Raw genomic sequence first — 26,461 nt, forward strand, 5'->3', positions numbered from 1 at the left:
CCCCTAGGGATAGCACGGGCGCAGCAGATTCGGAAAGCTCAGAAGCTGCCGGATTCGAGGCCTTCAGGCTGTCCCACGACCACGAAGTGCAACTTCGCCGGATCAAGCAAACGCGCGGCCACCCGACTTATATCGTCCAGTGTCACAGCCTCTATCCGGTCGTTCCGGGTCGGAATGTAATCGACCGGAAGGCCGATTGACTGCATCCCCGTCAAGATACCGGCAATGCGTGAATTGCCGTCGAAACGCAGCGGATAAGCTCCCGTCAGGTATGTTTTGGCGGCGTCCAGTTCCTCGGCGGTCACGCCTTCGCTGGAGATCCGGGCCCACTCGTCGCGGACGATCTCGATTGCCTCGGCCGCCTTGTCATTGGAGGACGAGAACTGGCCAAGCAATTGCTCCGCCTTGTCGCGCGGGGCGAGATAAGTGCCGATGCCATAGGTCAGGCCGCGCTTTTCCCGGACCTCGGTCATCAGACGGCTCTGGAAGCCGCTTCCGCCCAATATGTGATTCAGGATGAAGGCCGCGAAGTAGTCCGGATCTTCGAAGGCGATGCCCTCCTGGCCGAACAGGACGACCGACTGCGGCGACGGAAAGTCGACCACGGTCACGCCGCCGCCGAGAACGGTAGTAATGGCGGGCACATCGGCAGCATCGCTCTCGGGAAGGTCGCCCAGCAACCGATCCAGCAGCGGGGCAAGCTCCTCGGCGGTGATGTCGCCGGTTACGCCCACCTTTACCCGGTCGCGGGTCAGAGCGCGGGCATGCGCTTCACGCAGGTCCGCAATGGACAGGGCGGCGACCGTCTCGGGCGTGCCCTTCATCGCCGAGCCATAGGGATGGCTGGGAAAGCTCATTGCGCTGAAGGTTCGTGCGGCGATTTCGTTTGGATCGCGCGCGTCGCCGGCCAGACCGGCCAGTACTTGTTCGCGGACCCGTTCGACGGCGTCTGCATCGAATCGCGGGTTTGTAAGGGCGGCGCGCATAAGGTCGATGCTGGCATCGCGGTTTTCGGTCAGGAAGCTCAGACCGATCGTCACGCTGTCGTTCGCGGCGTTGAAGCTGGTCCGCGCTGCCAGAGTTTCCTCTGCCTCGGCAAAGGCACGGGCATCCATGTCTCCTGCCCCCTCTTCGAGCAGGCCCGTCATCAGGTAGGTTGCACCGCGGGCTTCGGGCTTGTCTTCATTGGCACCGCCCTCGAATTGCAGCTCGATGGCGGTGAAGGGAATGGAATGTTCCTCGACCAGCCAGACCTCAATCCCGCCGGGCGTGGTGATTTCCTTGATTTCAACAGCTGCAAGCGCGGGCATTGGCAGGCTCAGGGCGATGATCGCTCCCAGGATGCGCGGGGTCATTGGTCGGCCTCCGTCACGGCTGCGGGCGTCACGACGGCGTCCTCCGAAGCGGGCTTGGTCAGGTATCCGGTCACGGATTTCTTCATGTCGAACACCTGCTTTGCGGCTGCCACGATATCGTCTTCGGTGACAGCAGCGAGAATGTCGGGCCAGTCCAGAACGTCCTGCACGGTCAGACCACTGGTTACGGCGGTTCCGAATTCACGGGCGCGGCCCTGCAGGCTGTCGCGTTCGTAGATGGTAGCGGCCTGCAGCTGAGTCCGGACCCGGTCCAGTTGCGCCGGATTGATCCCGTCCTCGATGATACGGGCGATTATCCGGTCCATGTCTGCCTCGGCCTGCTCCAGCGTCCGGTCGGGCGTCGGCATGACCAGTACGGAAAACTGCGTATCGTCATAGCGCGTGCCGGAGTAGAATGCCGCCGTGTACAGCGCCACGCCCTCTTCCTGTTCCAGCGTCCGACCCAGCATCGACGTGGCGGAGGAGCCGCCGAGGATCTCGGCAAGGACGGTCAGGGCTGCGGCGTCGGTCTGATTGCCCGCATCCCGTTCGGGGGCAAGATAGGTCCGCATGACATAGGGGTTGGAAACGCGCTCATCTTCGAATGTCAGGCGGCGCGCGGCCAATTGCGGCGGCTCGGACGGACGCGCGCGTTCGGTCAGCCCTGGGGTCGGTTCGACGGGGCCATAATGTTTCAGCGCCAGCGACTCCACCTCGGCGGGGTCCACATCGCCTGCCACGATCAGAGTGGCGTTGTTGGGGGCATAATAGGTGCGATAGAAATCGAGCGCGTCCTGAAGCGTCAGCTTCTCGGCCTCGTGCTTCCAGCCGATAATCGGGACACCGTACGGATGATTCATGTACTGCGTCGCGTTGCGCATCTCGCCGAACAGGGCACCGGGGTTGGAGTCAGTGCGTTGCGCCCGCTCTTCCAGCACGACATCGCGTTCGGTCAGCATGTCCTCGTCATCCAGGACCAGATCGCGCATCCGGTCGGCCTCCATCTTCATCATTAATTCCAGACGATCAGCGGCGACACGCTGAAAATATCCGGTATAGTCGTTTGACGTGAAGGCATTGTCGGATCCGCCCTGCGCCGAAACGGTCTGGCTGAATTCGCCCGGTGCCAGCTCGTCCGTGCCCTTGAACATCAGGTGTTCCAGGAAATGCGCGATACCTGATTTGCCGGCCGGTTCGTCGGCGGACCCGACGTTGTACCAGACCATGTGCACCACGACCGGTGCGCGATGATCTTCGATCACGATGGCATCCATGCCGTTGGGCAAGGTGAAGGTGGTAACCGTGTCGTCGATGGCCTGGGCCGGAGCCTGGCTGGCAAGGACCAGCGGCAGGGTGGCAGCGGCGACAAGAGTGCGAATGCGCAAGAGCGTCTCCTTCGGGCGTCAGAAAATAACTCTCCCCTCAGGTATGCGATGCGGGGCAGGAGTCAAAGGCAGATGACGCGCCCGTGACCTACTTTCGGGGGCCGTCACCCAACAAAAGCCGTCACTTCGATTTCGACACGGGCCGTCGAGGGCGAGAGGCGAGTAACCTGAACGATGGTGCTGGCGGGTAAGGCCACCTGAAAGGCCTTGCGATGAAGGGGTTTGACCGCGTCCGCGTCGTCCATATCTATCAGATAGACGGTGGAGCGGACTACGTCATCGAACCCAGCTCCGGCTTCCTTCAAAGCATCCTCGACCATCCGTAGGCAAGCGGCGAATTGCGCCTTGGTCTCCAGCGACAAATCATCGCCCCGCGCCGTCGTCCCCGAGACCCAGACATGGCCCCCCATCCGAACCGCGCGGGAATATCCGTACTCATCCTCAAAGGCATAGCCCGAACGAATGCGCGTGCGGCCCCCGGCGTCAATCGTCACGGACGGGTCATTCCGTGGTCGCGGGGTCAGGCGGAGCCGCAACCGTGCGCACGCCGAGGTTCCGCAAGCGGTAAAGTTCCGCGTATTGGTCGAGCGCCTGACTGCGATACGCCTTGAAATAGGTGGATACGTTGAACACGCGCTCCAGCAACCGCGCGTCGTTGGCGCGGCGGAAGTCCAGGTCTTCGGCCGCCAGCTGGCCACGGATACCAGGGGTCACGCCGTAGCGTTGCACACTGGCGAGTAGACCGCGGTCGGCCCCGCTCCCGCGTTCGATGTTCCCGCCCAGGGCCGCGACGGCCTCGGACTGAGGTGCGCGATCGACGCGGTTGACCCCGCCCGGCGTGGGTGTGGGCAGCGCGGCCAAGTCTGGGGGCGTCTGCAAAGGGGCTGTCGGCAGGATCGAGAATTCATCCGGCGAGCGGTCCTGCTTGCGGATGTTGAACAGCGTCGGGTCCTCGCGTTCACACGCGGCAAGTGTCGCGACCAGAGTTCCCACCAATGCCAGCCGTCCGAACATCCCAAACGCCCCCTTATTCTGCGTGTTGCTTGTTCCTACCCCAAGGGGCGGTCTTCGTCACGGGGTCTTTGCGGCCTTATCTTTCCCTTCCTCTGCGAACAGGATCAGGCCGACCGCGCCAAGGAAGATGAAAACGTCGGCCAGGTTGAACGCATAGGGGTTGTGGATGCCGCAGCAGGACATGTTCAGAAAATCCGCCACCGCCCCATAGATTACCCGGTCCAGCGCATTGGCCAGCGCCCCGCCGACGACGAAACCGGCACAGACGAAGGCCACGGGCCGCGTGAAGGCCCGCGCCCAGCGGACAAGGAAGATACTGACGACCACGGCCACCGAGATCAGCAGCCAGCGCGCGCCCGCCCCCGAGAGAAGGCCGAAATTGATCCCGTCGTTCCAGCCCATGATGAAAACCAGGTAGGGCGGCAAGACTTCGATCACTCCGACCGTCTGAAGGTCCATCAGGTGAACGATCAGCACCTTTGAAAGCTGGTCGATGCCGAAAGCGGCCAGCGCAGAGATCCACAAGTTCCGCATCAGTGACGGAAGTGCCGCATGCCGGTGAAGACCATGGCCAGACCCGCGTCGTCCGCCGCCTTGATGACGTCGTCGTCGCGCATCGATCCGCCCGGTTGGATCACCGCCGTGGCCCCGGCTTCGGCCGCGGCCAGCAGGCCGTCGGCAAAGGGGAAGAACGCATCCGAGGCCACGACCGAACCAACCGCCGCCGATTGCCCCAGCCCCAGAACCTCGGCCACGTCGAGCGCCTTTCTTGCGGCGATCCGGGAGCTGTCGAGGCGGCTCATCTGGCCCGCGCCGACGCCTACGGTCGCGCCGTCCCGGGCATAGATGATTGCGTTGGATTTCACGTGCTTGGCCACGGTCCAGGCGAACATCAGATCACGCATCTGCGCATCCGTGGGTGCCACATTGGTGACGACCCTGAGTTGATCGGGGCTGATGAAGCCTGTGTCCTTGTCCTGAACAAGCCAGCCGCCTGCGACCTGCTTCATGGCGCGAATCGCGGTTCGGGGGTCGGGCAGTGTCCCGGTGGTCAGCAGGCGCAGGTTCTTTTTCTCCGCGAAGATGGCCTTTGCGTCGTCGGTGGCATCGGGTGCGATGACGACTTCGGTGAAGATGCCGGCCATCAGCTCCGCCGTCTCCGCGTCCAGAGTACCGTTGAGCGCCACAATCCCGCCGAAGGCCGAGGTGCGGTCGCAGTCGAAGGCCCGCTGATAGGCCTGCGCCAGCGTCTCGCCGGTGGCGACGCCGCAGGGATTGGCGTGCTTGATAATGGCGACGGCGGGACGGTCACCGAATTCCGCGACTAATTCCACTGCCGCATCGGTGTCGTTGATGTTGTTGTAGCTCAGCTCCTTGCCCTGGTGCTGCTTGGCTGTGGCCACGCCGGGGCGCGCGCTGCCGTCGGTATAGAATGCGGCCGACTGGTGCGGGTTTTCCCCGTAGCGCAGCGTCTGCGTAAGGGTGCCGGCGGCGGCGATGCGGCGCGGCGTCTCCTCGAACCGGGCCATCCAGGTGGCGACGGCGGCATCATAGGCGGCTGTGCGGCCATAAGCGATGGCCGACTGCCGCTGGCGGAAGGGCAAGGTCGTGGCCCCGTCGTTGGCGTCCAGTTCGGTCAGCAGGGCGTCGTAATCCTCGGGGTCGGTCACCACGCAGGTGAAAGCCTGGTTCTTGGCACCTGCCCGAATCATGGCGGGGCCGCCGATGTCGATGTTCTCGATGCAGGTGGCCTCGTCCGCGCCGGACGCAACCGTGGCCTCGAACGGGTAAAGGTTCACCACCAGCAGGTCGATGCCGCCGATCTCGTGCTCCTTCATGGCCTTCGCGTGGTCGGGGTTGTCGCGCAGGGCCAACAATCCGCCGTGCACCTTCGGGTGCAGCGTCTTGACCCGTCCGTCCATCATTTCGGGGAAGCCGGTCACCTCGGCCACGTCTTTCACCGTCAAGCCCGCATCCCGCAGTGCCCGGGCAGATCCGCCCGTTGAGAGAATCTCGACCCCGCGGGCGGCAAGCGCCTGACCCAACCCGATCAGCCCCTCCTTGTCCGAGACGGAGATCAGGGCGCGTTTAAGCGGAACAGACGTCATTGCGGTCTTCCTATGGTCAAAGTCCATCTTCGGCGCGGGAGGGCGAAGAGTCCGTCGCCTCCTGAGCGCGAGTCAGGGTCCAGTCGATGGTCGCGGCATAGGACACAAGGGCGTCGGATAAAACCACCTGTTGCGCGGGACGCGGCTTCAGGCGCCCCGACTCAAGGTGTACCGATGGCTCCAGCGTCAGTTTCAGGTTGCCGAGGGGGCGAAACACCCAGATTTCGCCCGATGGCAAGGCCAGAGAGGCGGCGCGACCACCCATGTCGATCTCCGCGTCCGTATCGGGATGCAGGTGAAACCGGATCGCGAAGGGCAAACCGTGCGGGCCCATGTCGTGGCGCGTGTCGTCCAGCCGGTCCTTGTCGGCGTTGCTCATCGCGCGCAGCGAATCCTCACCTTCGAGCTTGCGACCGTCGGTCGACAGGACCAGGCGCCGCAGATGGGTCAGCCCGTGCGTCTCGCGGTAGCCGTCATGGGACAAAACAAGCGTGGATGCCCGGCGTGAGTCGCTGCGTTGCCATTGCACGTTCTTGGGCGGCAGGATCATCGGGGCGATCTGCCGCTTGCCCACCGTCAGCAGGGGGCCGACCCGGGCCGTTGACCAGCCGGTCACCTCCAAAGTGGAATGGGATGCCGTGGCGCGGCTGGCCCGGTGCCAGTCTGGACCGAAGGCCCCGCCGGGGCCGCAGTTCGCGACCACCGGGCAATTGCCCGACGTCAATTCGAACGCCAGGGTTGAGGCGTGGGCGGATCCGCTGGCCGCCCCGGTCGCAGGGGCCTGCGCATCGGCGATCAGCGTGGTCCTGCCGTGCGCGACGGGGGCATAGCCCATTGCCAGCCCGCTGTTGTTGCGTTCCCGGATGCCGGAGGTGGCCAGGACGCGGTCAAGCCGACCGGGTCGCCCCTTGCCGCCGCCATGGAATCGCGCCAACTCGCCGTTGGCATGGCGCAACGCCCGCAGGGTCGGCACCATGCGCGCCTGCGCCGCCAGCAAATCGTCGGGCGGCGTGTCCTTCGCGCGAAGCGCGTCGATCGCCCACCCCAGCAGCATCGCCATCTCCAGAAGGGCCTCGGGATTGCGCGAGGCGATACCGCCGTCCGGCAAAATGTCCTCCCGGGCCGCCTTGGTCAGTGCGAGGGTCGCCGTCGGGGTTACCTCGGCCATCCCTTCCAGCGTCAGCCCGGCGTAGAGCAGTCCGGTCAGCGCCTCCATCCGGGCCAGCCCCGCAGGGGCCTCTGTCCATTCTGCGCTGAGGTAGGCCGCCTGCCGGTAAAGAAGGTCGAAATACGTGGCTTGATCGCGCGCTTCCATGCCCGACAGAAGCGTCGGAGCATGGCTGATCTGGCGTAGAAGCCGCCGACCGGTCAGCGCGGCATCCCAGCCCGGCCCCTTGCCGCCGCCAAAGCGTTTCGCCCAGTCCAGCACCCAGAGCTGCGCGGTCGTGCGGGCTTTGCGGCCACCAGAGGCCATGATGTCATCCAGCCAGCCTTGTCCGTGCAATTGCATCTCGAATGGGGTCGACGGGGCCTCCAGTTGCCAAGGCGTCTTGCCTGGTGCCTCGACCAGTTGCCCGGCCATGTGCCACAAGCCCGACAACATCTGTTGCCCCTTGCGGACAGATCCCGTGCCGCGTGGCTCGGGTTGCCAGACCAGCGTACGCGGTCCGCGACGTGGGCGCGACCTGGCCATGCGCCATCGCGTGTGTACCCTGTCTGAAAAACTCTGACCGCTCATTTCGTGTGCCCGGCTGCGGACCTGTTCCGGCCCTTCGAAGTGCAGGTTACGCCGCGAGGCGCGATCTGTCACGCGGGCGGATCATGCGGATGTCTCGGGCCGTTTCAGAACCGACATGAAAAATCCGTCCATGCCGCCCCGCTCGGGCCAGAGGTCGGGCAAGAGACGCAGGCCCTGCGCCACGGCGGCCTCTGCCGGCAGGCCCAGGGTGACTGGGTCCGCCGGCTCAAGCGTCAGCCCGGGATGGCGCTTGAGCGCTGCGTCAATCTGGTTTTCCCCTTCGACCGGCAGCAGGGAACAGGTGCAGTAGACCACGCGCCCACCGGGTTTGACGAAGCCAAGCGCCCGGTCCAGCAATTGGTACTGCAGCTTGGTGAGTGCCTCCACGTCCCGCGACTCCCGCAGGTGCGGCAGGTCGGGGTGTCGGCGAATCGTACCCGTCGCGGTGCAGGGCGCGTCCAGCAGAACGGCGTCGAAGGGCTCCTCCGGCGACCACTTGAGCGCATCGGCTTCAAGCACGTCGGCCTGCAACCCTGTCCGCTCAAGGTTCTGAAAGACCCGCCGCATCCGCTTGGGTGACACGTCCAGCGCTGTCACCTGCGCGCCCGCCGCCGCCAGTTGCATCGTCTTCCCGCCGGGGGCCGCGCAGAGGTCCAGCACACGCATGCCGGTAACATCGCCCAGCAGACGCGCAGGCATCGCGGCGGCGGCGTCCTGTACCCACCAGTCCCCTGTTTCGAACCCGGGGAGCAGCGACACCTGACCGCCAGCCAACCGCAGAGATCCGGTCGGCAAGACGACCGCGCCCTCGATTTCGACCGGGCGCTGCGGCGTCAGGTCAAGCGGGGCACCGGCCAGATGCGCCGCCTCGATCGCTGCCAGCCTGTCCTGCCCCCACATCTTCGCGACGGGCTTGCGCAGCCAGCCGGGCATCGCGGGTGCCGGAAGCGCATCCCATGCGCTCCGGTCATCGACCATCTTGCGCAACACGGCATTGACCAGCCCCGACTGCTTGACGGTACGCGGCGACATCCGCGCCATGGCGACGGCATCGTTGACCACGCCGTGCTGTGCCGCCCCGTCCACGAACACCTCGACCAGTGCAAGGCGCAGGATATCGCGCACCTTCGCGGCCGGCTGCCGGTCCATGTGGGCGCGCATCATCTCGTCAGCCTGCCCCATATGGCGCAGCACCAGCCCGGCCAACCTGAGCGCCCGCGCCGCTGCTGGGCCGGTCAGCCCGCTTGCCCCGTCGCCCAGCATGCGTCCGTCACGCAGCACATGCGCCAGCAGGCGGATCGCACCCATCCGGGCGGCCAGGCTTTCGGGCATCTCGCGTTTGGGTGCGGCGGCGTGCGACATGGGTTGTCCTTGCAGATGAAGCCCCGGGGCGTATATCCAAACGTAGTTCCCGGCAAGGAGAGCGAGATGACCGAACCACAGCGCATGTCCGTCGACCCCGACGCCATTCCGCAGGCCGCCGATGACGCGCCGGCCTGCCCGACCACCCCGCGCGACCGTGGCATCGACCTGACGCCACTGGATGCCGAAGCGGAGGCCGCGCGCCGTGCCGCGCTTCCCGACGTCGCGCGCCGCGCGCTAGAGGAAGCCGAAGCTCGCAAGCAGGCTGAACTGAACCTGCCCGTGGAACTGGGCGGTCGTTCAGGGCCCGAGCCGGTGCGGTACGGCGATTGGGAACTCAAAGGCCTCGCCATCGATTTTTGACGTGGCTTCTCTGCTCAGGAAATATTCAACCGAGATCGCCGGAAACGGGCGTCAACGCAGGGTTAGATCGGCTACGTCCCCGGTACCTTGATCCGCCTGGAATCGCACGACGTCGCCCTGCACGGCGACCGTCTGACAGTTGCGCGGAAAGTCCCGGATCATGGAGGTCAGCGTCCGGCAGAAATATCGCCCCTGCCACTCCCAATCGCCGCTCACCTTGAAGCCGAAACCGCGTCCCGTGATCGCGCCATCGTTGCTGACGATCAGGCCCACACCATCGCCGGTCAGGCGCTTGCCCTCAACGATGGCAACGAAGGTATCTCGGTCCGTCACCGGTTGAAACGCGGCGGCGGTCGTGGGCAGGAGCAGGGCGGCAGTCAGCAGGGCGCGCATCGGAAACCTCTTCAGCTATTCCATTGCGAACTTAGTGCGCCATCAGCGCAGGCCCAGTACGTCCAGCATGTCATAGGCCCCCGGCGCGCGACCTTTCGCCCAGATCGCGGCCTTGAGCGCGCCCCGCGCGAAGACGCTGCGATCCGACGCCTGGTGGCGGAGGGTCAGACGCTCGCCATCGGCCATGAACATCACATCGTGGTCCCCGATAACGTCACCACCGCGGATCGCGCTGAACCCGATTGCTCCGCGGGCCCGCGCCCCGGTGATGCCATCACGGCCCCGGTCGGCCACGGCGTCCAGTGCTACACCGCGCCCGGCAGCTGCGGCCTGACCCAGCATCAGCGCCGTGCCGGACGGGGCATCGACTTTGTGGCGGTGGTGCGACTCCACGATCTCGATGTCGTAATCCGCGTCCAGACTGGCGGCGACCTGTTGCACCAGCTGCGTCAGCAGGTTGACGCCCAGTGACATGTTCCCGGCCCGCACGATTGCAGTCTTCGCGGCGCAGGCGTCGATCTGCGCGATGTCCTCTGACGTCAGGCCGGTGGTGCCAATAACATGGGCGCACCCGGCCTCGGCGCAGAGCTTCGCCATCGCGACGGTGGCACTTGGGGTGGTGAAGTCGATCACGGCATCCGCGCCGCGCAGCGCGGTCGCGGCATCGTCCGTCACGGGCACGCCGCTCGGCGCGCCACCCGTGGCCGAGCCGAAGTCCTGCCCCGCCCAGTCGTGACCCGGTGCCTCGGTCACCGCGACCAGCCGCATCGCGTCGGATGCTTCGATCACCGAGCACAGCATCCGGCCCATGCGTCCCGACCCGCCCATCACCACCAGCCGCGCGGCTTGCTCCTCGTCCTGCATCGCGTCCGCTCCTATTCTTGTGGTGCCGGTTTGCGGGAACCGCGCCGCCCATGCAACGCTTGCACTCGGGCGATGGCGCAAATATCTGCCACCCCCTCAGGAGGCGTATCCCATGGCACGATCCAACCAAGACCCCCGCGGCCCGTCGCAGCGTCAGTTGCGCGTGGGTGAATTGATCCGGCGTAAGCTGTCTGAAATCCTGATGCGGGGCGAGGTCCACGATGAGGAACTCAACAGCCTGATGATCACCGTGAACGAGGTGACCGTCAGCGCCGACCTGAAAATCGCGACGGCCTGGGTGCTGCCCTTAGGCGGCGACAAGAAGGAGGAGGCGATTGCGGCTCTCAAGCGCTGCAAGGGGCAACTGCGCCATCTGACCGGCAAGGACATGACCCTGCGCCATTCGCCCGACCTGCGGTTCCGGATCGACGAGACGTTCGACCGGATGGACGCCGCCCGTGCACTGTTCGCCGATGAAAGAGTGGCCCGCGACATTGCCGCCCCCGACGACGACACGGAAGGGAACGGCGGGGAATGATCCGGCTGGCGGCTCTGATATTGGCCCTAACCACGGGTTTTGCGGCTGCTTGCCAGCAAGTCGATCACCGTGGGCGCGCCTTTACTGTTTGCACCGCCGACCTTGCGATCCAGACCATCGAGATGCGGCTGTTGGGCGATGATGGGTTACCGCTGGGCAGTTTTGCCACGTTGGAGCAGCAAACTGATGCGCCCATCGTCTTCGCCATGAACGGTGGGATGTACCATCCTGATCGCCGACCGGTCGGCCTTTATATCGAAGACGGAGTCCGCAGCAAGAACATCGTGACCCGTGAGGGTCCGGGCAATTTCGGTCTTTTGCCAAACGGCGTATTCTGCGTGCGCGAGGGCCGTGCAGACGTCATCGAATCCCGCGCCTTTGCCGCCGACCCACCCGCCTGCACCCAGGCGACGCAATCAGGGCCGATGCTGGTCATCGACGGGGAGTTGCACCCCCGGTTCCTGTCCAATTCGGCTTCGCGCAAGCTTCGCAACGGCGTGGGGGCTACACCCGGAGGCAGTACCGTACACTTCGTGATTTCCGATGAGCCCGTGACGTTTCACGAACTGGCAACGTTCTATCGCGACGTGTTAGGCTTGCGGGACGCGTTGTTTCTCGACGGCTCGGTGTCCCGGCTGCATGACCCCTCAACCGGACGCAGCGACGGCGGCCGGCAGATGGGCCCGATGATCGTCGTGACGGAGCGCTGAAGATGGGTCGACGCAAGAAGGGCAATCCGGTTCATGGCTGGATGGTGGTGGACAAACCTGCCGGCGTCACCTCCACGCAGGTCGTGGGCAAGGTTCGTTGGGCGCTGGACGCGCAAAAGGCCGGACATGCCGGCACGCTCGATCCGGACGCGACCGGAGTTCTGGCCGTTGCATTGGGCGAGGCGACGAAGACCGTGCCCTTCATCACCGATGCGCTCAAATGCTACCATTTCCGCGTGACCTGGGGGGCGGAGACCTCGACCGACGATGCATCGGGCGAGATCACGCGGACCTCGGATGCGCGCCCGGATGCCGTGGCGCTGGAAACCGCTTTGCCTGCGTTCCGGGGCGACATTCAGCAGATTCCGCCGCAGGTTTCTGCCGTGAAGGTCGAAGGAGAGCGGGCCTATGACCTCGCCCGTGAAGGGGTCGAGATGGATCTGGCCGCGCGCCCGTTGTTCGTCGACCGGCTGATGGTCGTGTCAAAGGATGCAGAGGGTGCCGAGCTGGAGATGGTTTGCGGAAAGGGCGGTTACGTCCGCGCAATCGCGCGCGATCTTGGCCGTACGCTGGGTTGCCTTGGTCACGTCGCTTGGCTGCGCCGCACATGGGCCGGACCCTTCGAGGCCAGCGAGGGCGTCACCCTGGAACAGATCGAGGCGATGGCCCGAACGCCCGACTTGCACGCCCGACTGCTGCCGCTGGAGCTCGGCCTCGACGGTTTGACCGAAGTGGCGGTGTCAGAAGCCGCCGCCAGCCGTCTGCGCCATGGAAACCCAGGCGATGCCCTTCAGGGGGCAGAGTACGGGGAGGCCTGCTGGGCGTCGCACAAGGGCCAAGCCGTGGCCGTGGGAACGTACCGTGCGGGGGCGGTTCACCCTTCCAAAGTGTTCCAGACCTGAAACATTAGTGGCGCGCCGCGCGCCTATTGCGCTCAATTGTTACAGTCAATCACGAAACTTAGCGATCCCATCCTTGCACATGCACCACTGCGTGAGGCTGGCTACCGCGGTGACGTCCTGTCGCGATAGACCTTGGTGAAGTTAACATCGGGCCACCTGAAGGCACCGAAAGCCCAAGGAACACACCCATGACCCCGACCCGCTCGCTTCCAGATCTCGCCTGGACTGTACTGATCGCCGGTGCCTTGGCCACGATCGCCTTCGATCTCTTCGGCAAAGGCCTCTCACCCCTGCTGGGCTTTGCCAAGCTGGCCCCGGTGCCGCTCGCACAATCCGCGCTCACGGTTATCTTCGGCGGGGCACCGTCCGGTGCCGCCGACGTGCTGCACATCCTGACGGGCCTGATCGCCTATCCATTGGGATATATCCTGATTGCCCGACCGATCGCCGCCCGTGTTACACCTTGGCTGCATTGGTCTTTGGTCGCCGTGGCCTATGGTGTTGGGCTATGGATCTTCGCGCTTTACGTCATGGCCCATCTGGTGGCCGGTAATCCGCCATTCCTCGGTTTTACGGGCATCACCTGGGTGGCGCTCTGGGGGCATATCCTCTTTGCCTATGTCGCTGTCGGCGTGATCGAACGCCGCCTGCCGCAGGGTGCCGCGGCCCCTGTCGGCACGTGACGCCACTTGCCAGCCCCCGCGCGGGGCTGGCACACCGGCTGTATGATTACCCGGACCCACACCAAGGGCGATGCCCCCTCGACTGCGACCTATTCCGAAGACGAGAAATATCGCTACGTCCTGACGCGAACGTGGGATATCTCCGCCCGGCGGGTGACCTTCGTCATGCTGAACCCCTCAACCGCGACAGAACAGCAGAATGACCCCACGGTCGAACGCTGCGAACGCCGGGCACGGGCACTTGGCTTTGGCGCGTTCCGCGTCACCAATATTTTCGCCTGGCGTGCCACTGATCCGCGCGACATGCGCGCGCAGGCGGACCCGGTCGGGGGCACGGCCAATGATGCGGCGATTCGGGACGCGGCGCTCTGGGCCGATACCGTAGTCTGTGCCTGGGGAACCCATGGGGCGCACCTGAACCGGGGAGTCCAAGTCGAGGCGTTGCTGCGGCAGACGGGTAAGCCGCTGACGACGCTGGGCCTGTCGAAGGATGGGCACCCAAAGCACCCACTCTATATCGGCTACGCAGTTCAGCCCGTGCCTTGGGTGTCTGTGCCTGTCTGATCAGACAGAATATTCCCGCAGCCAACCGCGCGAGTGTTGCCCCGAGAAGTGGGAAAGGCACCGCATGATCTGATTGCATGGGGTCGTGTGTGCCACCGCGCCCTGGCTGCGAGGCCAAGAGAACAGCAGCTGCATCAGCTGGCGATGACGAGCTCACGACTCGTTGGGGCTGTCGTGTGGTCTGCGAAGCCGTCGCCATAATGAAAGCGTTTTCGATGGGCCAGAAGAAGCCGGGGTAACGGCAAGGGCGTGAGCCGGCCATCGATTCGCGCTTGATCGCCGCCTTTCGCGGCGACTCGGAAAATCTAACCGGCGGAGGCCGATGAGTCCCGAAACTGCCGTGCGCAGACAGCTTCTTTCGTGGAGCTTTTCACCTGAGCGGTCCGATTTTCTAGGGCGACGGATTGCTGCAGGCCCGGACCGTTCCAAGACGCGGCCCTTATCGCGTCAACGGCTGGCGCAAGCCGCTACTCCGGTCATCGAGCCATGTCCTGGGCGCTCATCAATCAACATGCGCATTCGTCGCCCGCACCCAGCTGTAGACCGGCACGGATTGGCAAACTTCGGCGGAAACGATCACGCGGGTCGGTGCCCAATCCGGCCTTTCCAAGATGAAGGGCGTGCCGGGTAAAGTCGCACGTCTCCTTCGGCATAAACGTCCTGGTCATCACCGCACCGAACGTAACGAACGGCACCGTCAAAGACGCCCGCCAGATCAGGAATAGTCCCGTCAAGACCCGCAGGCCTGTCATTGTTTGACATCACGAAGAGAGGAGAACGCCGCGTGTCGATCCGTTTCAGTATCCGGGCGGACCTTCGAAAAGGTCTGGACGGTCTGGCGGTGTTCGTTTCTGTTCGCCCCGAAATTTCGCCCAGCACGCAAATTGAGCCGCAATCCTGCGGCGCTCTTTCGTAAAGCGGAAAATCGGGGCGATCCGACAGAGTTCCAAGCGTGATCAGCGGGCTGCAATCAACCTGATATGGCTCGCGTCGAGACTCTGCACTCCGCTGAGCCGCGCCACCAACACATCGTCAAGCATCACTCCAGTTTCGCCTTCCGTTTCAACGATGCTCAAGGCGGGAACGCTAGCACCCGTATAGTCTATTTCGATCCTGTCCACGGCCGGATCAAAATCCTCGATCAGCGGGACATTGTCCAAATCGCCGTCTAGCCCCGAGGTCGGTTCGGTCGGAGCGCGAAGCAGAAACAGATCCGATCCGGACCCACCGCTCAGGCTGTCGCCCTGACCGCCAGCAAGAGAGTCGTCGCCGTCCCCGCCGGATATTCGGTCGGCGTCGTCGCGATCCCTACCTGCATCGTCCAGCACTGAGCCATCCAGAAAGTCGTCACCCGCGCCGCCGGCAAGCGTATCACGGCCTTCGCCGCCAATCAGGCTGTCGGACCCGGTGCCGCCGATCAGGTCGTCGTCGCCGTCGCCCCCGGACAGCAAGTCATCGCCCGTTCCGCCATGAAGAGTGTCGTCATCGGCGTCGCCGTGAAGTATATCGTCATTATCGCCACCGTGCAGGATATCGTCGCCGCGGCCGCCCATCAGGACATCGCGGCCCGCCAGGCCATCCAATGTGTCAGCCCCATCATTGCCGATAATGAAGTCATTCTCTGCAGAACCACCGATCTCGTCATCCGATGCGTTGCCGAGTACCGCATCGCTCTGGACGGCGATCGGGGTGGCGGAGGTTCCGCCCAGCCCGTCCCCGAGGTGCGCACCGCCGATCTGATCACGCGTGGCAAGGACCGGTGGTTCTTCGGGATCGAGAAGATCGCGGGGCGATTCTTCCGCGTCCGCGCCCTCAGCCTCCGATGTCCTGATCTCCTTCTGATCGTCCGGCCCGTCCCAACCGTCGACGTCGTCTTCAGTCCCGGACACCGGAAGCGCGACCATTACACCGGATATGAAAAGGCCGACCAGGCCTGCCATCAGCAACATTTCATGATCTCCCTCTGGTGGCGGCGTAGTGCCCGGTCACGTTTTCATTCGCTTGACCCACACTGGATGCGGCGAGAAGCGGGCGTCGTGGACCGGCATAGGTCGCGTCTGCACGTCGATGCCTACGGTGCAGAGCGTCGTCGGGTCCAACTGGAAATGCCTAAAACGATACCGATCCCTGGCCTTATTTGGTCGCCAAGGGGGCTTTCCAAGGCTTGGGAATCGGTGTAGCGGGACCCCTCTCCAAGGGCCCTGCTGGACGACATCCCGGCTTGCGCCATTTCTTTAACCTTCAAGGAGCCCCCGATGTCGATCACCGTCGAAGAGAAGAACCGCCTGATTAAGGAATTCGCGACCAAGGAAGGCGACACCGGTTCGCCCGAGGTCCAGATTGCGATCCTGACCTCGCGGATCACCACCCTCACCGAGCACTTCAAGACCCACAAGAAGGACAACCATTCCCGACGTGGCCTTCTGATGATGGTCGCGCAGCGCCGCAAGCTGCTCGATTATGCCCGTGGCAAGAGCGAAGAGCGGTATCAGGATCTGATCAAGCGCCTCGGCATCCGTCGCTGATCCGTTTCAATACTCATTCGAGAGGCCGTGCTTCCCGCGCGGCCTTTTTTCGTTCTGACCGGCGGTCGTTCTGCTCTCACAATTCTCTCGCTGACCCTGAATGGCACACCGTTTCGCATTCGCTCGGTTGTCCTTCTGCGTGCCGTGTTGCGTCGGACGGTGGCCATTCGTCTTGATTGCGGTCGACGGACGCGCGACCTTCCCAATCCCGAGCAATTCCGCTACACGCCCCATATCTGAGACGTGACGCTTTGATCCCGGCGCATGACATGATGAAGGGGGTCGGCGGCAATGGGGCCGCTATTCAACGACGCACTGGCAGGGGCCAGGAGGCGTCAGACAGGATACGAAATGTTCAACATCGTTAAAAAAGAGATCGAGTGGGGGCATGATACCCTTTCGCTCGAAACCGGCAAGATTGCCCGTCAAGCCGACGGTTGCGTCATCGCCACCTATGGCGAGACGTCGGTCATGGCCGCCGTGACTTACGCCAAGTCGCCCAAACCGGGTCAGGATTTCTTCCCCCTGACCGTTCACTACAATGAAAAATACTACGCGGCCGGCAAGGTCCCTGGTGGCTTCTTCAAGCGAGAAGCGCGTCCGACCGAGAAAGAGACGCTGACTTCGCGTCTGATTGACCGTCCGATCCGCCCGCTGTTTGTCGATGGCTTCAAGAACGAAGTCCTCGTGATCTGCACCGTTCTGTCGCATGACTTGGAAAATGACCCCGACGTCGTTGCCATGATCGCCGCTTCGGCCGCTCTGACGATCTCCGGCGCGCCCTTTATGGGCCCGATCGCTGGTGCCCGCGTGGGCTTCGTCGATGGCGACTATATCCTGAACCCGTCGGTCGACGATATGCAGGATCTCAAGAACAACCCCGAGCAGCGCCTCGACCTGATCGTTGCCGGCACTAAAGATGCCGTGATGATGGTCGAGTCCGAAGCCTATGAGCTGTCGGAATCCGAGATGCTGGGTGCCGTGAAATTCGGCCACGAGCAGATGCAGCCCGTGCTGGATCTGATCGTGTCTCTGGCCGAAGACGCCGCGAAGGAGCCGATGGACTTCAAGGCTCCCGATTATTCGGACCTGCTGGCCCGTGTGATGACCTTGGGCGAGCAGAAAATGCGCGATGCCTATGCCATCACCGACAAGCAGGAGCGTACCTCTGCCGTGTCCGCGGCCAAGGAAGCCATCAAGGCAGAATTGTCGGAGGAAGATCTGGAAGACGCGAACCTTGGCACCGCGCTGAAAAAGCTTGAATCCAAGGTTCTGCGTGGCGATGTCGTCAAGAACGGCAAGCGGATCGACGGGCGCGCCCTTGATACGGTGCGTCCGATCGTCTCCGAAGTAGGCCTGCTGCCCCGGACGCACGGCTCCGCGCTGTTTACCCGCGGCGAAACGCAGGGTCTGGTCGTAACCACGCTGGGTACGGGCGACGACGAGCAGTTCATTGATGCGCTGCACGGCAACTTCAAATCCAACTTCCTGCTGCACTATAACTTCCCGCCCTATTCGGTCGGCGAAGTGGGTCGTTTTGGTCCTCCGGGTCGCCGCGAAATCGGCCACGGTAAGCTGGCTTGGCGTGCTCTGCAGGCGGTTCTGCCGTCAAACACCGACTTCCCCTACACCATCCGTCTGGTCTCCGAGATTACGGAGTCGAACGGCTCTTCCTCGATGGCGAGCGTCTGTGGCGGATCGCTGTCGATGATGGACGCCGGCGTGCCGCTAAAGGCACCGGTCGCGGGTGTGGCCATGGGCCTCGTGCTGGAAGATGACGGCGATTTCGCGGTTCTGACCGACATCCTCGGGGATGAGGATCACCTCGGCGACATGGACTTCAAGGTTGCGGGCACTGAAGCGGGAATCACCTCGCTGCAGATGGACATCAAGATCGCAGGTATTACGCCAGCCATCATGGAAAAGGCGCTGGAACAGGCGAAAGCTGGCCGCGTTCACATCCTTGCGGAGATGGCAAAAGCCCTGACCGAAGCGTCCGAGTTCTCGGAGCACGCGCCCCGGATCGAGACGATGCAGATTCCGACCGATAAGATCCGTGAAGTGATCGGCTCGGGCGGGAAGGTCATTCGCGAGATCGTCGAGATGTCCGGTGCCAAGGTCGATATCAACGACGATGGAATCATCAAGATTGCGTCGGCCAACGGCGAGGCGATCAAGAAGGCCTATGAAATGATCCACTCGATCGTTGCTGAACCCGAAGAGGGCAAGGTCTACAAGGGCAAGGTCGTCAAGATTGTCGATTTCGGTGCTTTCGTGAACTTCTTCGGGAAGCGCGATGGCCTGGTGCACGTCTCCCAGATTGAGAACCGCCGTCTGAACCATCCGTCGGATGTGCTCAAGGAAGGTCAGGACGTCTGGGTCAAGCTGCTGGGCTTCGATGATCGCGGCAAGGTCCGTCTGGCCATGAAGATGGTCAATCAGGAGACCGGCGAGGAAGAGACCGCGACCGAAGGCGCAGAGTAATATCCGCGCTTCGAAATCAGGGCCCTGGCATCGCTGCCGGGGCCCTTTTTGTGTGGATGATGCAAGCGGGAAGAGACCGGATTTCCGTAGGCCGGGTAGAAAGCAATCCAGTCCGATACTGCGACCAAGAGCGTCTGATGATCCGGTGCCAGCGGCAGTCAAGTTCTTTGCTTGATCCGCTCCGCGCCCGAGTGGTTTGTTCGCGATCCTTTCGCTGAGCCCCGGAATGGCCGCTCTCAGCGCGATTGCCCGGTGCGAAAAGTGCCGCACTATCGTCCGGTTATTTGGCTTTCACCTGTCGCTAAATAATGTCCTAAGCAAACGGAGAGATCGACGGTGTTGCCTGATGCAGGATTGGTCTTGCCCCTGCGCCCCAAGCTTCCGGGTTGGGCTGAATTTGCAGCAGCAAGTTCGCTTCGTGTTCACGCGGCCCGAACTCCCTCATCGATAATTGCGTCTTGTGTCCCGAAGTTCTGGATTGCTGCAGACAGGCCATGCGCGCTGGTGCGAAGGGTTTGACAGGCTGCTGTCGTTTCTTCGAACATACTGGCGTTCTGCTGTGACACGCGATCCAGATCGCGCAGCGCTGCATTGATCCCGTTCACGCCCGTGGCCTGTTCTTCGGAAGTGGCGGCGATCTTGCTGATGCGCGTGGTAACTGTTTCGACCGCATCAATGATCTTCTCAAGCGCGCCGCCGGTATCATGCACAAGCGTGACGCCACGTTCGATCTGGTCGCCTGACTGTGCGATCAAGGCATTAATCCGGTTTGCCGCCTCGGACGAGCGTTGGGCCAGCGCGCGAACTTCCGATGCAACAACCGCGAAGCCGCGGCCTGCGTCGCCGGCTCGCGCTGCCTCGACGCCTGCATTCAGGGCAAGCAGGTTCGTCTGGAAGGCGATGTCCTCGATCATGGAGGTGATCTTGCGCACCTCTCCGGCGGAGGTCTCGATTTCGGCCATGGCCGCGATGGCCTGATTCATAATCTCGGCCCCGGTTTGGGCTTCCGTGCCGGTCGTGACCATGACGGCCTCGGCCTGACCGGCATCCTCGGCAGTCGCGCGGATGAGTTGGGTCAGCTGTTCGGTAGAAGTCGTGACTTCCTCAAGCGTAGCCGCCTGACGTTCTGTCCGTTGAGAGAGATCTGCTGCCGCAGAAGCGATTTCGTCGGTTTCGCCCGTGATCGTGCTCGAAACTTGCCGAATATCACGGAGCGCATGATCCAAGGCCTCAAGCGTGCTGTCAAATCGGTTTCCGATATCTTCATAGCTTTCGGGGAGTGTGCCGGCGATGCGGATTCCCAAATCCCCCTGTGCCAGATGGCTCAGGGCGTTGCGAAGAATGTGCATCGCCTCGGTCTGGTTGGCCTGCTCCCGGGATTTCCGTGTCTCTTCCTCCAGTCTCCGTTCGTATGCCGCAGCATCAACTGCCTCTGCGCGGCGCTCCTCCTCCAGCCTCCGGGCCAAGGCGTCCTCAGCTTGCGCACGGGCGACGTCCGCCGCGGCGCGTGCAGCTTCCGCGTCTTTGAGCGCCTCGGCGGTCCGCTGCTCTGCGGCGAGCGCATGGTCCTTGGCGATGCGCGTTTCTTCCTGGGCTCGCTCAGCAGCTTTCACAAGTTTGAGGTGCATATGGCTTGCGGCCCCCAGACCGACAACAATCATCCCCACTGCCGTTGCGTGAATGATTGTCCGTTCGACGCCCAGGTATGACGTACTGTCGGAGACGCCGTAGATAAGCACTGGCATCGCGAAGGTCAGAACCAAGTGGTGGATGATCACCGAAACCGCGGACACGACGACGGCCCGCAGATCGACCATCGCCGCGATGGCTCCGAGCACGACGAAGTAGTACATGTGAGTGTCGAGTTGCCAAGGATGCTCCTGCATGGCAGCGGTCAGCAGCATCACCTGACAGGTCAGCGCGAGGGCAACGGACACGCGCGCCAAGCCCCGATCCAGAAGCCGGACAAGAAATGCGACGGCCGGCATGCACAGCGAAAGCACTATGATCAGCCCGGGTGAGGAGCCCGTTGCAAAGGCCGCCAGGGCGACGGGTACTACGCTGACACCTGTTACGATCAGCAGGAATTGCGCGACTTTATCGCGGCTCAGGGCAAAGGAGGAGTCAGGCATATCGACCACATAGAAAATTGGGGAGCTTGTCGGCATTGAGCAAAAGGAACGGGCCGGATGCCCGCAGGTTTGTCAGGAAATCTGGATTCTGCGAATGTGCGACCTGTCCGAAGGCTGGGCGAAAAAATCCCACCGGGTAGCCGCCGGCTCGCGCTACCAGGTCCTTGGGGTCGCCAAACCCCGGAAGGCCGATGACAAGGACCGGACTGGAAGCCGTCGCGGCCGGCAAAGTCGACAGCGCGGCAAGAGCCCCCATGAGGGGAAATAACACAAGCAGAAGGCGCGCGGCCCATTGGCGAAGGTTTTTCATCCCCTTCGCCTAGCAGGCGATTCTTTCGGAAGCCTTAAGCCCAGTTCACTATCCCTCGCGCGGTGGGGTATCCAGTCCGGCCTGCACGCCCTCGCGCGCCATGAAGCGATCCAGATAGGTTTGCAGGCTTGGATACTCGGACCATCCCACGAGGTCGCGTGTGCCGTAATATGTCAGCGCGTTCAGCCATGGCACGATTGCGATATCCGCGATGGAAAATTCCGTCGCGATCCAGTCACGCTCTCCTAGTTCGCCGGCCAGAACCCGCAACAGGCGGCGGCCTTCGACAGCAAACTTTTCGCGTGGGCGCGGGTCATCGATCTCCTTGCCGGCGAACTTGGTGAAATAGCCGAGCTGTCCGAACATCGGGCCCAGGCCGCCCATCTGCCACATGACCCATTGGTTCACATGCGCGCGCTCCGAAGGTGTAGAGCCGCCAAGTTTCCCGCTCTTTTCGGCAAGGTAGATCAGGATTGCGCCGCTTTCCCACAGGCCAATGGGCGCACCGTCGGGACCGTTCGGATCGATGATTGCGGGGATCTTGTTGTTGGGGTTCAGGGACAGGAATTCGGGTGACCGTACGTCTGTCTCCGACAGAGTCACCCGATGCGCCTCGTAGCGCAGGCCCATCTCCTCCAGCGCAATGGAAACCTTCAGCCCATTGGGCGTCGGAAAGCTGAACAATTGCAGAACCGTCGGGTCCTGCGGTTGCCAGCGTCGTGTAATCGGAAAGGCGGAAAGGTCGGCCATGAGTGTTCCCTGAAAGTTTCGAAATGCACCCTACTGACTTCGCCTGTGAAGAAAACGGGTGACTCGCAAGCATGGAACAACGATCACCTTTTGGAGATCTGTCGAAATCGTCAGGCAGACCCGAAATGCGTAAGGGAATAGGAAAGTGATAAATGAATTCAAGGACTTCGTTGCCAAAGGCAATGTTATGGACCTGGCCGTCGGTATCATCATCGGAGCGGCCTTCACGGCAATCGTCAGCAGCCTCGTCGGCGATCTCATCAACCCGATAATTGGTCTGATCTTGGGTGGTGTCGATTTTACGAGCATGTACGTGGTTTTGTCAGGTGAGGTCCCTGCAGGTGTCGGCTTGGATGCGGCGCGCGAAAGCGGCGCGGCGATCTTTGCATACGGGGCCTTCATAACAGCCTGTATCAACTTCCTGATCATAGCCTTCGTGGTCTTCATGCTGGTCAAGATGGTCAACAGACTGAAATCCGTGGCCGAGAAGCCCGAAGACATCGTCCCCGAGGTTCAGACTGGCCCTTCGGAACTGGATGTCCTGCTGGAAATCCGCGACAGCCTGAAACGCGACTGATTAGGGCAACCGAACTGAAAAGGGCCCGCATCGGCGGGCCCTTTGAAATCATATCGGTCGGGTCAGGCCAGCAGGGTGTCGGGGTCGACAGACTCCATCCCGAGCGCCTCGCCCACGGCGGCATAGGTCAGCATGCCCGCGTGCGCATTCAGCCCATTCTTGAGGTGCACGTCATCGGCGCAGGCCTTTTTCCAGCCTTTGTCGGCCAGCGACAGCAGGAACGGCAGCGTCGCGTTGCCAAGCGCAAGCGTGGATGTGCGTGCGACCGCGCCGGGCATGTTGGCCACGCAGTAGTGCATGATGCCGTCGACTTCGTAGATCGGATCCTGGTGCGTCGTGGCGCGGGATGTCTCGAAGCAGCCGCCCTGGTCGATGGCAACATCCACGATGGCCGCACCGGGCTTCATGTGGGCCAGGTCTGCGCGCTTGACCAGCTTTGGCGCGGCGGCTCCGGGGATCAGGACGGCACCGATCACCATGTCCGCCTGCATGACCAGTTCGGCGGTATTTCCGGCGCTGGCGAAGCGAGTCTTGAAGACCGAGCCGAACGCATCGTCCAGGTAGCGCAGGCGAGGCAGCGACCGGTCCAGAACCGTGACGCTTGCGCCCATACCGGCGGCGATGCGCGCCGCATGCGTGCCGACAACGCCGCCGCCGATGACGACAACATCCGCCGGGCCGACGCCGGGGACACCGCCCATCAGCGTGCCACGGCCGCCGTTGGCTTTCTGCAAGGTCCAGGCCCCGACCTGGGGGGCCAAACGTCCCGCCACTTCTGACATCGGAGCGAGCAGGGGTAGGCCGCCCGAGCGGTCGGTCACGGTTTCATAGGCGATGCAGGTCGCGCCGGAGGCCAGAAGGTCCTTCGTCTGCTCGGGGTCCGGGGCCAGGTGCAGGTATGTGAACAGGATCTGACCCTCGCGCAGGCGGGCGCGCTCGACGGCCTGGGGCTCCTTCACCTTCACGATCATCTCGGCCTGGGCGAAGACATCCTCGGCGGTGTCCACGATCCGGGCCCCGACGGCTTCGTACTGCGCGTTGTCAAAGCCCGACCCGTCGCCGGCACCGCTTTCGATGATAACCTCGTGGCCGTGAGCAATCGCCTCCAGAGCGGCCATGGGCGTCATGCCGACGCGAAATTCCTGCGGTTTGATTTCCTTGGGGCAGCCGATGAGCATCCTGGTTCTCCCTGAATAAGATTTGGCCGGAGCATAGGGGCAGGGCGCTGCGTTTTCGTCTTTATATTCGGCGTGAAGTGGCCTAATTTCGCGGCAAAATCGTGCATTAGCTAATTTATGAGAGAGAATATCGCGTGCAAGTGCAGATCGACGACACCGACGCCCGTCTGTTGCGGCTGGTTCAACGCGATGCCCGACTCACCGCCGTGCAACTGTCAGAAAAGCTGAACCTGTCGCCCTCGGCTTGTCATCGCCGCCTGCAACGGTTGGAGGCGTCGGGCGTGATCACGGGCACCGTCGCCCTGCTGAACTCCCGTGCAGTGGGGCGGCCCACGATCGTTTTCGTGGAGATCAGCCTTGCCACGCAGGCCGATGATGTCCTCGACGCCTTCGAGGCGGCGGTCGCGCGCATTCCGGATGTTCTGGAATGCCACTTAATGACGGGATCTTATGACTACCTGCTCAAGGTCGTCGCCCGCGACTCCGAGGATTTCGCCCAGATCCACCGCCGCCATCTGGCCCGCCTGCCGGGGGTGGCGAAATTGCAGTCGTCCTTCGCATTGAAAACCGTCTTCGCGACGACCGCCCTGCCTGTCTGACGCGGCTAGCCCAGTAGCCAGCCCATCGCCGCCATGGTCAAGCCGCCCGCGATCACCGCCTGGATCACGTCCTTGCGCCAGATGCCGACCGCCAGCGCCGCGCCAGCCGCGATCAGGCGGGCAGCGTCAGGCTCCCCCCCATTCGCCTCGGGCCACAGGATCAGCGGGGCCACCAAGGCAGGCAACACCGCCACGCCTGTGAACCGCAGATGCCGCAGGATCCACGGGGGCATGGGGCGATCGCCCACGATCCCGAGGAATATGAACCGCGTCAGGTAGGTCAGCACACCCAGGCAGGCGATGATGAACCAGATCGTTCCCGAACTCATGCCGTGGTCTCCGTCATCCGCCGGTCGACTTCGGCCCCGACAATCATTCCTGCAGTCGCCGCCAGGATCAGGCCCAGGTTGTATGGCACCCACCAGAGTGCCAGCGCCCCGATCACCGACAGCAGGGCTGCCGCGAGATGGGCTCGCGACTTCAGCATGGGCCCGACGAGGGCCACGAAGGCCAGCGGCAGTGCGAAATCCAGCTGCCAGCTCTCGGGGACCTGCGTGCCCAGCACCGCACCTGCCCAGGTCGACCCGACCCATGCGGGAAAGACGGGCAGGGCTACCCCCGCAAAATAGGCGACCCTGTCCTCCACCGTCCAGCGCGCCTCCGCGTCGAAGGCGCCCTGCGCAAGCGCATAGGTCTGATCGACCATGATGTAGGAAATCAACGCCCGCTGCCACAACGGGGCCGCCCCCAGGTACGGGACCATGCTGGCCGAATACATCACCATCCGCAGGTTCACGGCCAACGCCGAGAAGATCACGATCACGGCCGGCACCGCGTCCACGATCAGCTGGACGGCGGTGAACTGCGACGCCCCCGCGATCACCAGCACCGAGAACGCCATGACCTGCGTCAGGGGCAGTCCGGATTCGACGCCCAACACACCGAAGAGTGCACCGAAGGGCACCATGATCACCATGAACGGCAGGCCTTCCGCCACACCGCGTGCGAATGGGGGTCTCATCTTGCATCCTGCGGTTCGGGGCGACACGGTGGGGCGTATCCGTCCCAACCGAAGGCCGCAAGTGTCCACCGAAATTTTCCCGTCCCTCAGGGTTGTCCCCAACCCCGCCGACCCCCGGTTGACTCGTCCTGTCACCGGGGTGGACCAGACTGGTGCGCCGGTCGATCTGCGCGTGGTCGAGGAGCGACCGTTGACGATCTATCTGAATTCGCGGGAGATCGTGACGGCGATGACCATCGGTGATCACCCGGAATGGCTGGCCTTGGGGTTCCTGTGCAATCAGGGCATGGTGCGCGCACAGGACGAGGTGACCGGCATCGACTACGACGAGGAACTGGAGACCGTCGTCGTCCGCACCGCCATCGAGACGGACCACGAGGCCAAGCTGGCCCGCGCGACCCGTACCTCGGGCTGCGCCGTGGGTACTGTCTTTGGCGACATGATGGAGGGCCTGGAGGGACTGACCCTGCCGCCGACGCCGCTCAGGGTTTCGGATTTGCATTCCCTGTCCAACGCCATCAACCGCACCCCGTCGCTGTACCTGGAAGCGGGGGCGATTCACGGCACCTGTCTGTGTCAGGGCCCCGACCCGCTTGCCTATTTTGAGGATGTGGGCCGCCACAACGCTGTCGACAAGCTGGCCGGCTGGATGCGCGACGGGAACGTCAGCGCGGGCGACAAGACGCTCTATACCACGGGGCGCCTGACGTCCGAGATGGTGATCAAATGCGCCCTGATGGGCATTCCGTGCCTCGTATCCAGATCGGGCTTTACCGCCTGGGGCGTGGAGATCGCGCGGCAGGTCGGCCTGACTGTCGTGGGCCGCATGAAGGGTAGCCGTTTCATCTGCCTGTCCGGGGAGGACCGGGTGCAATGGGACGTATGACGCCCAAATTAGGTGCCCGC

The 26,461-nt window shown here is 63.4% G+C and carries 28 protein-coding genes; 11 read left to right on the forward strand and 17 right to left on the reverse strand.

The features are described from left to right. Window positions 1–38: 38 nt before the first annotated feature. The 8 genes from BLV27_RS05220 to BLV27_RS05255 form a co-directional block, all read right to left on the reverse strand. Complete coding sequence (locus tag BLV27_RS05220; protein WP_092643482.1) at window positions 39–1,355, reverse strand: M16 family metallopeptidase; 1,317 nt, start codon at window positions 1,353–1,355, stop codon at window positions 39–41. Further along, the gene (locus BLV27_RS05225; protein ID WP_425283643.1) at window positions 1,352–2,740 is read right to left on the reverse strand and encodes a M16 family metallopeptidase; all 1,389 of its coding nucleotides are present in this window, start codon (window positions 2,738–2,740) and stop codon (window positions 1,352–1,354) included. The genes BLV27_RS05220 and BLV27_RS05225 overlap by 4 nt, the downstream gene beginning before the upstream one ends. 104 nt (window positions 2,741–2,844) lie before the next feature. Next, entirely contained in the window at window positions 2,845–3,234 is a 390-nt protein-coding gene (locus BLV27_RS05230) for a Rid family hydrolase (RefSeq protein WP_211605479.1), read from the reverse strand. A 7-nt stretch (window positions 3,235–3,241) separates the two neighbouring features. Next, the gene (locus BLV27_RS05235) at window positions 3,242–3,754 is read right to left on the reverse strand and encodes a DUF3035 domain-containing protein (protein WP_092643485.1); all 513 of its coding nucleotides are present in this window, start codon (window positions 3,752–3,754) and stop codon (window positions 3,242–3,244) included. Between the two features lie 57 nt (window positions 3,755–3,811). After that, window positions 3,812–4,288 carry a signal peptidase II gene (lspA, locus tag BLV27_RS05240; RefSeq protein WP_092643488.1) on the reverse strand — a complete coding sequence of 159 codons (477 nt, stop codon included), beginning with the start codon at window positions 4,286–4,288 and terminating at the stop codon, window positions 3,812–3,814. Next, window positions 4,288–5,862 carry a bifunctional phosphoribosylaminoimidazolecarboxamide formyltransferase/IMP cyclohydrolase gene (gene purH, locus BLV27_RS05245; RefSeq protein WP_092643491.1) on the reverse strand — a complete coding sequence of 525 codons (1,575 nt, stop codon included), beginning with the start codon at window positions 5,860–5,862 and terminating at the stop codon, window positions 4,288–4,290. Before purH ends, lspA begins: the two co-directional genes overlap by 1 nt. Before the next feature lie 16 nt (window positions 5,863–5,878). Further along, window positions 5,879–7,672, reverse strand: coding sequence for a heparinase II/III family protein (locus tag BLV27_RS05250; protein ID WP_244504548.1), 1,794 nt, complete (start codon window positions 7,670–7,672; stop codon window positions 5,879–5,881). 9 nt (window positions 7,673–7,681) lie between these two features. Continuing rightward, a complete protein-coding gene (locus BLV27_RS05255) occupies window positions 7,682–8,962 on the reverse strand; it encodes an RsmB/NOP family class I SAM-dependent RNA methyltransferase (RefSeq protein ID WP_244504549.1) in 1,281 nt (426 codons plus the stop codon). 66 nt (window positions 8,963–9,028) lie between these two features. Between BLV27_RS05255 and BLV27_RS20190 the strand changes: the two genes are divergently transcribed. After that, on the forward strand, window positions 9,029–9,325 hold the full coding sequence (locus tag BLV27_RS20190; protein ID WP_425283644.1) for a DUF1674 domain-containing protein: 297 nt from the start codon (window positions 9,029–9,031) through the stop codon (window positions 9,323–9,325). Window positions 9,326–9,376: 51 nt separating this feature from the next. On the opposite strand, the gene BLV27_RS05265 is transcribed toward BLV27_RS20190, so the two are convergent. Together BLV27_RS05265 and dapB are read right to left on the reverse strand one after the other, a co-directional pair. After that, entirely contained in the window at window positions 9,377–9,718 is a 342-nt protein-coding gene (locus BLV27_RS05265) for a hypothetical protein (RefSeq protein ID WP_092643494.1), read from the reverse strand. A 42-nt stretch (window positions 9,719–9,760) separates the two neighbouring features. Beyond that, window positions 9,761–10,582 (reverse strand): 4-hydroxy-tetrahydrodipicolinate reductase, encoded by an 822-nt coding sequence (gene dapB / locus BLV27_RS05270; RefSeq protein ID WP_092643497.1) that lies wholly within the window; start codon window positions 10,580–10,582, stop codon window positions 9,761–9,763. Between the two features lie 112 nt (window positions 10,583–10,694). Between dapB and rbfA the strand changes: the two genes are divergently transcribed. The 5 genes from rbfA to BLV27_RS05295 all read left to right on the forward strand — a co-directional run bounded on the left by rbfA (window position 10,695) and on the right by BLV27_RS05295 (window position 13,979). Beyond that, a complete protein-coding gene (rbfA, locus tag BLV27_RS05275) occupies window positions 10,695–11,120 on the forward strand; it encodes a 30S ribosome-binding factor RbfA (RefSeq protein ID WP_092643500.1) in 426 nt (141 codons plus the stop codon). Further along, the gene (locus BLV27_RS05280) at window positions 11,117–11,830 is read left to right on the forward strand and encodes a phosphodiester glycosidase family protein (protein WP_092643503.1); all 714 of its coding nucleotides are present in this window, start codon (window positions 11,117–11,119) and stop codon (window positions 11,828–11,830) included. Before rbfA ends, BLV27_RS05280 begins: the two co-directional genes overlap by 4 nt. A gap of 2 nt (window positions 11,831–11,832) precedes the next feature. Continuing rightward, window positions 11,833–12,732: a tRNA pseudouridine(55) synthase TruB gene (truB, locus tag BLV27_RS05285; RefSeq protein ID WP_092643506.1), complete on the forward strand. Its 900-nt coding sequence runs from the start codon at window positions 11,833–11,835 to the stop codon at window positions 12,730–12,732. 188 nt (window positions 12,733–12,920) lie between these two features. Next, complete coding sequence (locus tag BLV27_RS05290; RefSeq protein WP_092643509.1) at window positions 12,921–13,415, forward strand: hypothetical protein; 495 nt, start codon at window positions 12,921–12,923, stop codon at window positions 13,413–13,415. 42 nt (window positions 13,416–13,457) lie between these two features. After that, window positions 13,458–13,979 carry a DUF1643 domain-containing protein gene (locus BLV27_RS05295; protein ID WP_092643512.1) on the forward strand — a complete coding sequence of 174 codons (522 nt, stop codon included), beginning with the start codon at window positions 13,458–13,460 and terminating at the stop codon, window positions 13,977–13,979. A 956-nt stretch (window positions 13,980–14,935) separates the two neighbouring features. On the opposite strand, the gene BLV27_RS05305 is transcribed toward BLV27_RS05295, so the two are convergent. Continuing rightward, entirely contained in the window at window positions 14,936–15,928 is a 993-nt protein-coding gene (locus BLV27_RS05305) for a calcium-binding protein (protein WP_092643518.1), read from the reverse strand. Between the two features lie 306 nt (window positions 15,929–16,234). On the opposite strand from BLV27_RS05305, the gene rpsO reads away from it, so the two are divergent. Both rpsO and pnp read left to right on the forward strand, forming a co-directional pair. Next, window positions 16,235–16,504 (forward strand): 30S ribosomal protein S15, encoded by a 270-nt coding sequence (gene rpsO, locus BLV27_RS05310; RefSeq protein WP_092643522.1) that lies wholly within the window; start codon window positions 16,235–16,237, stop codon window positions 16,502–16,504. Window positions 16,505–16,855: 351 nt separating this feature from the next. Beyond that, a complete protein-coding gene (gene pnp / locus BLV27_RS05315; protein WP_092643525.1) occupies window positions 16,856–18,988 on the forward strand; it encodes a polyribonucleotide nucleotidyltransferase in 2,133 nt (710 codons plus the stop codon). Window positions 18,989–19,410: 422 nt separating this feature from the next. On the opposite strand, the gene BLV27_RS05320 is transcribed toward pnp, so the two are convergent. The 3 genes from BLV27_RS05320 to BLV27_RS05330 are packed head-to-tail and all read right to left on the reverse strand — an operon-like array spanning window position 19,411 to window position 22,180. Beyond that, entirely contained in the window at window positions 19,411–21,120 is a 1,710-nt protein-coding gene (locus BLV27_RS05320; protein ID WP_170831356.1) for a methyl-accepting chemotaxis protein, read from the reverse strand. Continuing rightward, on the reverse strand, window positions 21,113–21,430 hold the full coding sequence (locus BLV27_RS05325; protein ID WP_092643531.1) for a hypothetical protein: 318 nt from the start codon (window positions 21,428–21,430) through the stop codon (window positions 21,113–21,115). Before BLV27_RS05325 ends, BLV27_RS05320 begins: the two co-directional genes overlap by 8 nt. Before the next feature lie 48 nt (window positions 21,431–21,478). Then, window positions 21,479–22,180, reverse strand: a complete 702-nt coding sequence (locus BLV27_RS05330; RefSeq protein WP_092643534.1) for a glutathione S-transferase family protein — start codon at window positions 22,178–22,180, stop codon at window positions 21,479–21,481. A 145-nt stretch (window positions 22,181–22,325) separates the two neighbouring features. On the opposite strand from BLV27_RS05330, the gene mscL reads away from it, so the two are divergent. After that, window positions 22,326–22,757, forward strand: coding sequence for a large conductance mechanosensitive channel protein MscL (mscL, locus tag BLV27_RS05335; RefSeq protein ID WP_092643537.1), 432 nt, complete (start codon window positions 22,326–22,328; stop codon window positions 22,755–22,757). 62 nt (window positions 22,758–22,819) lie between these two features. On the opposite strand, the gene ald is transcribed toward mscL, so the two are convergent. After that, on the reverse strand, window positions 22,820–23,935 hold the full coding sequence (ald, locus tag BLV27_RS05340; RefSeq protein ID WP_092643540.1) for an alanine dehydrogenase: 1,116 nt from the start codon (window positions 23,933–23,935) through the stop codon (window positions 22,820–22,822). Window positions 23,936–24,075: 140 nt separating this feature from the next. On the opposite strand from ald, the gene BLV27_RS05345 reads away from it, so the two are divergent. Further along, window positions 24,076–24,534 carry an Lrp/AsnC family transcriptional regulator gene (locus BLV27_RS05345; RefSeq protein ID WP_092643856.1) on the forward strand — a complete coding sequence of 153 codons (459 nt, stop codon included), beginning with the start codon at window positions 24,076–24,078 and terminating at the stop codon, window positions 24,532–24,534. Between the two features lie 5 nt (window positions 24,535–24,539). Here the strand turns inward: BLV27_RS05345 and BLV27_RS05350 are convergent, their stop codons facing one another. Together BLV27_RS05350 and BLV27_RS05355 are read right to left on the reverse strand one after the other, a co-directional pair. Next, window positions 24,540–24,863, reverse strand: a complete 324-nt coding sequence (locus tag BLV27_RS05350; RefSeq protein WP_092643544.1) for an AzlD domain-containing protein — start codon at window positions 24,861–24,863, stop codon at window positions 24,540–24,542. Then, complete coding sequence (locus BLV27_RS05355; protein ID WP_092643857.1) at window positions 24,860–25,555, reverse strand: AzlC family ABC transporter permease; 696 nt, start codon at window positions 25,553–25,555, stop codon at window positions 24,860–24,862. Before BLV27_RS05355 ends, BLV27_RS05350 begins: the two co-directional genes overlap by 4 nt. 61 nt (window positions 25,556–25,616) lie before the next feature. On the opposite strand from BLV27_RS05355, the gene BLV27_RS05360 reads away from it, so the two are divergent. Further along, window positions 25,617–26,441 (forward strand): formate dehydrogenase accessory sulfurtransferase FdhD, encoded by an 825-nt coding sequence (locus BLV27_RS05360; protein WP_244504550.1) that lies wholly within the window; start codon window positions 25,617–25,619, stop codon window positions 26,439–26,441. The last annotated feature ends 20 nt before the right edge of the window (window positions 26,442–26,461 follow it).

The sequence above is a fragment of the Jannaschia faecimaris genome, from assembly GCF_900107415.1.
Taxonomy (GTDB): Bacteria; Pseudomonadota; Alphaproteobacteria; order Rhodobacterales; family Rhodobacteraceae; genus Jannaschia; species Jannaschia faecimaris.